This is a genomic window from Streptomyces ossamyceticus (genome assembly GCF_001418475.1).
Lineage (GTDB): Bacteria > Actinomycetota > Actinomycetes > Streptomycetales > Streptomycetaceae > Streptomyces > Streptomyces ossamyceticus.
The window spans coordinates 1-6,219 of sequence record NZ_LIQX01000564.1; the positions used below are offsets into that span (position 1 = coordinate 1).

Genomic DNA, 6,219 nt, shown 5'->3' on the forward strand with positions numbered 1-6,219 from the left:
GGACAGGGACCCGGGCAGGGCCCTGGGGTGGAACCCGGAGAGGGCTTCGGTGAGGAACCCGGGGGCCGTTCGGCGCAGTGGGCCGGTCGGCGGGCGCTGGTCGCGGTCGTCGTGACCGCCGCGCTGTTCTCCGCCGTCGGCGTCGGCGCCGGGATGTGGATCAAGTCGCCGGCCCAGCGCGCCGCGGACGCCGCGCCGCCCCCGTCGTCGCTGCTCACCCGCCCCGTGGAGCATCGGGTGCTCACCAGCGACGTGGTCACCCGCGGAACCGTGACCGCCGAGCAGTCCGTCACCGTCTCGCCGCAGACCGGCGCGGGCGCCGAGGGCACCGCCGGAGCGGTCGTCAGCGGCGTGCCGGTGAAGGCGGGTTCCCCGGTCAGACCGGGACAGGTCCTCCTGGAGGTCTCCGGGCGGCCGGTGTTCGCGCTGGAGGGCACGATCCCGGCGTACCGGGACCTGAAGCCCGGCATGCGGGGACAGGACGTGACCCAGCTCCGGAACGCGCTGAGGAAACGGGGCCTCGACAGCGGCCAGGACACCGACGGGGTCTTCGGTCCCGCCACCAAGTCCGCCCTGGCTTCCTTCTACTCCTCCATCGGCTACGAGCCGCTGCCCGCGACGGACGACGGCGGGGAGACCCTGAAGGCCGCCGCCACCGCACTCACCGCCGCTGAACGCGCGGTCGAGGACGCACGGACCGCGCTCTCCGACGCCTACGCCACCCTGCGGAACGCTGCCTCCGGCGCCGACCGCACCGAGGCCCGGCGGGCCGTGCGGACCGCGCGGCGGACCCTTGCCCGGGCCATCGAGGACCGCGACACCGCGCGCGCCGACCGCGGGGCCGCCGAGGACAGCGCCGGGCCCACGCTGCCCGCCGCCGAGGTCGTCTTCCTCTCCGGGTTCCCGGCCCGCGTCGACGCGGTGGACGCGCACGTCGGCGGCGCGGTGGGCGAGCGGGCGATGACCGTCTCGGCCGGCAAGCTCCTCGTCCACGCCCGGGTCAACCAGCTCCAGGTGGACCTGCTCAAGACCGGCCAGCCCGCGGAGATCTACGCCGAGCTGGGGCAACGGCGGTTCTCCGCGCGGCTCGTCTCCGTCGCGGACACCCCCGGTTCGCCGCGGCGGGACTCCGAGGGCGGCGACGAGGACACGGGGGACGAGCGGACCACCGACGGCTCCGGCTATCTCGTCGTCCTGCGCCCCGACAAGCCGATCGGGGCCGAGCTGTCCGGACAGGACGTCCGCGTCACCATCCGGGCCGCCTCCACGAAAGGCAGGGAACTGGTCGTCCCCATCACCGCGGTCACCGCCGGGCGCGGCGGAACGCTCTACGTGACCGTGGTCGACGCCGGAGGCGGGCAGCGGCGGATCGACGTACGGGAACTGACCAGCGGCGGCGGCTTCGTCGCGGTGGAGCCGCTCCGGGCGGGTTCCCTCCGCGAGGGCGACCGGGTGATGACCGGCGTCGCCGCGGACTCCCCGGCGGGCCGCCGGGGCACGGGCGACGACGGACAGGACCTGTCATGAGCGAGGCGCCGGACCCCCGCCCCACGGGGGAGCCCGTGGGGCGGTCCGGTGGTGTGCCGGTGATCGAGTTCCGGGGGGTCGGGCGCACCTATTCCGGGCGGCCGCCGGTCGCCGCGCTGAAGCCGTGCGAACTGGTCGTACGGACCGGGGAGTTCCTCACCGTCACCGGGCCCTCCGGTTCCGGGAAGTCGACCCTCCTCAACGTGCTCGGCCTGCTCGACCGGCCCACCACCGGCACCTACCTCCTCGACGGCCTGGACACCGGCGCCCTCGGTGAACCCGCCCGCACCGCGCTGCGCGGACGCCGCGTCGGCTTCGTCTTCCAGTCCTTCCATCTGCTGCCGCACCGCACCGCCCTGGAGAACGTGGAACTCGGCATGGTCTACAACGGCACCCCCCGCTCCGCACGCGCCGGACGCGCCCGCGCCGCCCTGGTCAGGGTCGGGCTCGGCCACCGGCTCGGCGCCCTGCCGACCCGGATGTCCGGCGGGGAACGGCAGCGGGTCGCCATCGCCCGCGCCCTCGTCCACCGGCCGTCCCTGCTGCTGTGCGACGAGCCGACCGGCAACCTCGACACCGCCAACACCGGGCTGGTCCTCGACCTCCTCACGGCCCTGAACGCGGACGGCATGACCGTCCTGGTCATCACCCACGACCCGGACGTGGCCGCGCACGGCACCCGCACGGTCACCGTCCGGGACGGCGTCCTCGCGGAGGCGGGACCAGGTGCAGGTGCAGGGGCAGGGCCAGGGGTGCGAGTGGACGCGAACGGGGACGTGGGCGCGGGCGCGGCCGTGGTCGCTGATCCCATGCCCACGGGGCGGGGCGGGGGAGTCGGCTGATGATCCGGCCGAGGTGGTTCCGCCGGAGCGGGTGGAGCGTTCGCAGAGGGTGGAGCGTTCGCAGAGGGTGGAGCTGTCGGAGTGGGCGGAGCGGTCGTCGCGATCGAGGCCCCGACGCGGCTCCGCCGCCGTCGCGTCTCCACTGGCGGGACCTGCTCGCGGAGGCCGTCTCCGGTGTCCTCCAGCGCCCGGCCCGCTCCGCCCTGACCTCACTCGGCACCGTGCTCGGCGTGGGCGCCTTCGTCGCCGTCCTCGGTCTGACCGCCACCGCGTCCGCCCAGATCGACGACCGCTTCAACGCGCTGACCGCCACCGAGGTGACCCTTCAGGACGCCGCCGTCGAGCAGGACCCCATGGCCGAGTACGCCTTCCCCGCCGACGCCGAGGAGCTGATCCGGCGCGTCAACGGAGTACGGGAGGCGGGCGTGTTGTGGCCGGTGAAGCTGCCGGGGGGCCGGCGCGTCACCGGTTCCCCGCTGGTGGACGGCGTGCACGCGGACACCCCCGTCCGGGCCGCCTCGCCCCGGGCGCTGCGCGCCGCTCAGCCCACCCTCGCCGAGGGGCGCCTCTACGACGATCACCTGGCCGACCGCCGGGAGCCGGTCGTGGTCGTCGGCCGGTCGGTGGCCCAGCGGCTCGGCATCACGGGACTGGACACCGATCCGGCGGTCTTCATCGGGGACCAGTCCTTCACGGTCGCCGGGATCCTCTCCGACGTGGAACGCCGCCCGGAGCTGCTGCTGTCGGTGATGGTGCCGCCCGCCACGGCCGAGGCCCTGTGGGGGGCGCCGGAGCCGGGCGCGGCGGAGATGCTGATCGCCACCGAGCTGGGCGCGGCGAGCCAGGTCGCGCGGGAGGCGCCGGTCGCGCTGCGCGCGGACCACCCCGAGTACATCCGGGCCGTGCCGCCGCCCGACCCCCGCGGACTGCGTACCTCGGTCGGCGACGACCTCTCCCAGCTGTTCCTCGCCCTGGCCGGGATCTGCCTGGTCATCGGCGCGGTCGGCATCGCCAACACCACGCTGGTCTCGGTGCTGGAGCGTACCGGGGAGATCGGACTGCGCCGGGCGCTCGGGGCGCGCGGCCGGCATGTCACCGTGCAGTTCCTCACCGAGTCGGGGGCGTTGGGCGGCCTCGGTGGCCTGGTCGGCACCAGCGTCGGCGTGCTCGTGGTGGTGGCGGTCGCGGTGGCCCGGGAGTGGTCCCCCGTGGTCCACCCGCTGGTGGTGACGACGGCCCCGTTGATCGGTCTCGCCACGGGCGTGGCCGCGGGCCTCTACCCGGCGTGGCGCGCCGCCCGCATCGAACCGGTGGAGGCGCTCCGCCGCTGAGCGCCGAGTGCTCATCCCGAGTCCGAACGCCGAGTCATGAAGGGCAAGTTCCGAGCGGTCCACCGCCGAGTGTCCCCAACCGGCCCGCGCGACACAGCCGTTGACCCGGATCACAAGCGCCAGCACAATGAGCGCGCATGCTCTGAGAGCGCTCTCAAGCATCAGGTGCCGCCTGATGTCCCGTACCTCAAGGGAGAACCATGACCGGCAGACCAGGTCCGACACCCAGCCGTCGTGCGCTGCTCGGCTTCGGCGTGGCGGCGCTCACCGCGACCGGCCTCTCCGGCACGGCCCACGCGGCGCCCGGGGTCCCGGCCGGGCAAGCGCCCGGCGCCGCCAAGGCCCCCGGCGGGTCGGCCCGGCGGCGGGCGCGGTCCTTCCTCGCCGCCGCCATGGACGCCTACCCGGACCACGGCACCGTCCGGCTGACGCAGAGCTACACCGACCAGGCGAACCTGTTCAGCACGGCGTTCACCTACGACAACGCCCTCGCGATCCTCGCCCACCTGGCGGTGCGCACACGGGACGGCGAGACCCGGGCCGTGCTCCTCGGGGACGCGCTGATCTACGCCCAGGCGCACGACCCGGCGTACGACGACGGCCGGTTGCGGCAGGCGTACAACGTCGGGCCCTACGTCTTCTTCGACGGCGTGTCGCAGCCGCACGGCTTCGTACGGCCGGACGGCACGGCGAACGTCGGCACGCAGTTCGGCTTCACGGGGACGGCCGTCGGGGACATGGCGTGGGCCGGTATCGCGCTCAGCGCGCTGGCCCGGCGGACCCGGGCCCGGCGGTTCCTCGCGGCGGCGGTGCGGATCGGGGAGTGGATCGAGCGCACCGGCCGTACGGACGAGCCCCTCGGCGGCTACAAGTTCGGGGTGAACGGGGCGAACGAGAAGCTGCCGTTCACGTCGACCGAGCACAACACGGACCTGGTCTGCCTGTTCGGGCGGCTCGCCCGGCTCACCGGCGACCGGGTGTGGCGGAAACGCGCGGCGCGGGCGGAGGCGTTCGTGCGGCGCATGTGGGAGCCGGCGGGTGGCTTCTTCTACACCGGCACCAACGACGGGGTCACCGTCAACAAGTCCCCGATCCCCGAGGACACCCAGACCTGGACGCACCTCGCGCTCGACTCGCGCCGCTTCGCGCGGTCCCTGGACTGGGCGGCCGGTGAACTTGCCGTCCTGGACCACTCCGGGCGCCGCAACAGCACGGTGCCGGCCGGGCAGTCGTACGAGGGGGTCACGTTCAGCTCGGCGAGCCTCGTCGCCGACGAGGACAAGCCGATCGCCGAGTTCCAGCCGAAGCCGGACCGCAACGGCGTGTGGTTCGAGGGGACCGCCCATCTGGCGCTCGCGTTCCGTGACCGGGGGGCGCGCGGTGACGAGTACCGCGCCCGGCGCCTGCTCGACTCCCTCGAACGCGCCCAGGACCACCTGGGCACCGCCCAGACCGTCGGCGGCCGTACCCTCCCTGAACGCTCCGGCATCGTCTCCGCGAGCAGCCCCCTCGACACGGGTTTCGGCTTCGGCTACTACCCCTACCGGCACACCGGGGCAACCGCCTGGTACCTGATGGCGGCGGTACGGGTGAACCCGCTGCGGGCGTGAACGGGCCCCGGAGCGGGGGACTTTGGAGGAGCGGACCCTCCCGCGAGGTCATCGCGCGGGAGGGGCCGTGCGGTGTCCCCTCGGCGATCGCGGAGATCGTTAATCGGTTTGCCGCCGGTCCGGACGGTCGGATAAGAAGCTCGCATGCTGAAGGGGACCAAGGTCGGGCTCAGGGCCCGGTACGAGGACGACATCCCGGTCCTGCGGACCGAGCTCTACGACGACGTGGCCAACGCCGCGCGCGCCGAGGGCGGGCCGTGGCGGCCGATCACACCCGACTCGAAGGACCCGCGGCTGTTTGTCGACGGCAAGAACGACGGACTCGTCCAGTTCTCCGTGGTGGAACTGGAGGGCGACACCCTGGTCGGCACCGCGACCCTCTGGGGCATCGACAACCACAACCGGTGCGCCCACATCGGGCTCGGGCTGCTGCCGTCCTGTCGCGGCAAGGGCTACGGCACCGACGTCGTCGCCGTGCTGTGCCATTACGGGTTCGTCGTGCGCGGCCTGCACCGGCTCCAGATCGAGACGCTGTCCGACAACACCGCGATGCTCCGCTCCGCCGAGCGCAACGGCTTCGTCCGCGAGGGCGTCCTGCGTTCCTCGGCCTGGGTGATGGGCGAGTTCCTCGACGAGGTGCTCCTCGGCCTCCTCGTCGCGGAATGGAAGCCGGACGCGAAAAGCTAGCTGGTCACTGGTCACTGGCCACTGGCCACTGGCCTCCGGTGTCACCGCTCACCGGCCTTCGTCGGCGGCCACCGGCCACCGGCCTTCGGTGTCACCGCTTCCGGTCACCAGGCCGCACTACGGCCGGCGGTCACGGCCGGGCCATGACCCCGTACCGGCCCGCTTCACGGGCGCTGTCGCCCCGTCACCCGCCTTCGCGCCCCGCGCCGGCGCGGCGTCCTC

At 74.0% G+C, this 6,219-nt stretch carries 5 protein-coding genes; all 5 read left to right on the forward strand.

Annotated elements, in window-relative coordinates; translation table 11 throughout:
* The coding region (locus AOK15_RS33215; RefSeq protein ID WP_205632274.1) for a peptidoglycan-binding protein at positions 1–1,527 on the forward strand (1,527 nt) is incomplete at its 5' end.
* The gene (locus AOK15_RS33220; protein WP_079058849.1) at positions 1,524–2,369 is read left to right on the forward strand and encodes an ABC transporter ATP-binding protein; all 846 of its coding nucleotides are present in this window, start codon (positions 1,524–1,526) and stop codon (positions 2,367–2,369) included. The genes AOK15_RS33215 and AOK15_RS33220, both read left to right, overlap by 4 nt.
* Positions 2,370–2,599: 230 nt before the next feature.
* A complete protein-coding gene (locus AOK15_RS33225; protein ID WP_420877010.1) occupies positions 2,600–3,700 on the forward strand; it encodes an ABC transporter permease in 1,101 nt (366 codons plus the stop codon).
* A gap of 200 nt (positions 3,701–3,900) precedes the next feature.
* On the forward strand, positions 3,901–5,310 hold the full coding sequence (locus AOK15_RS33230) for a hypothetical protein (protein WP_055522033.1): 1,410 nt from the start codon (positions 3,901–3,903) through the stop codon (positions 5,308–5,310).
* Between the two features lie 144 nt (positions 5,311–5,454).
* Positions 5,455–5,997 (forward strand): GNAT family N-acetyltransferase, encoded by a 543-nt coding sequence (locus AOK15_RS33235; protein ID WP_055522034.1) that lies wholly within the window; start codon positions 5,455–5,457, stop codon positions 5,995–5,997.
* Positions 5,998–6,219: the final 222 nt, after the last annotated feature.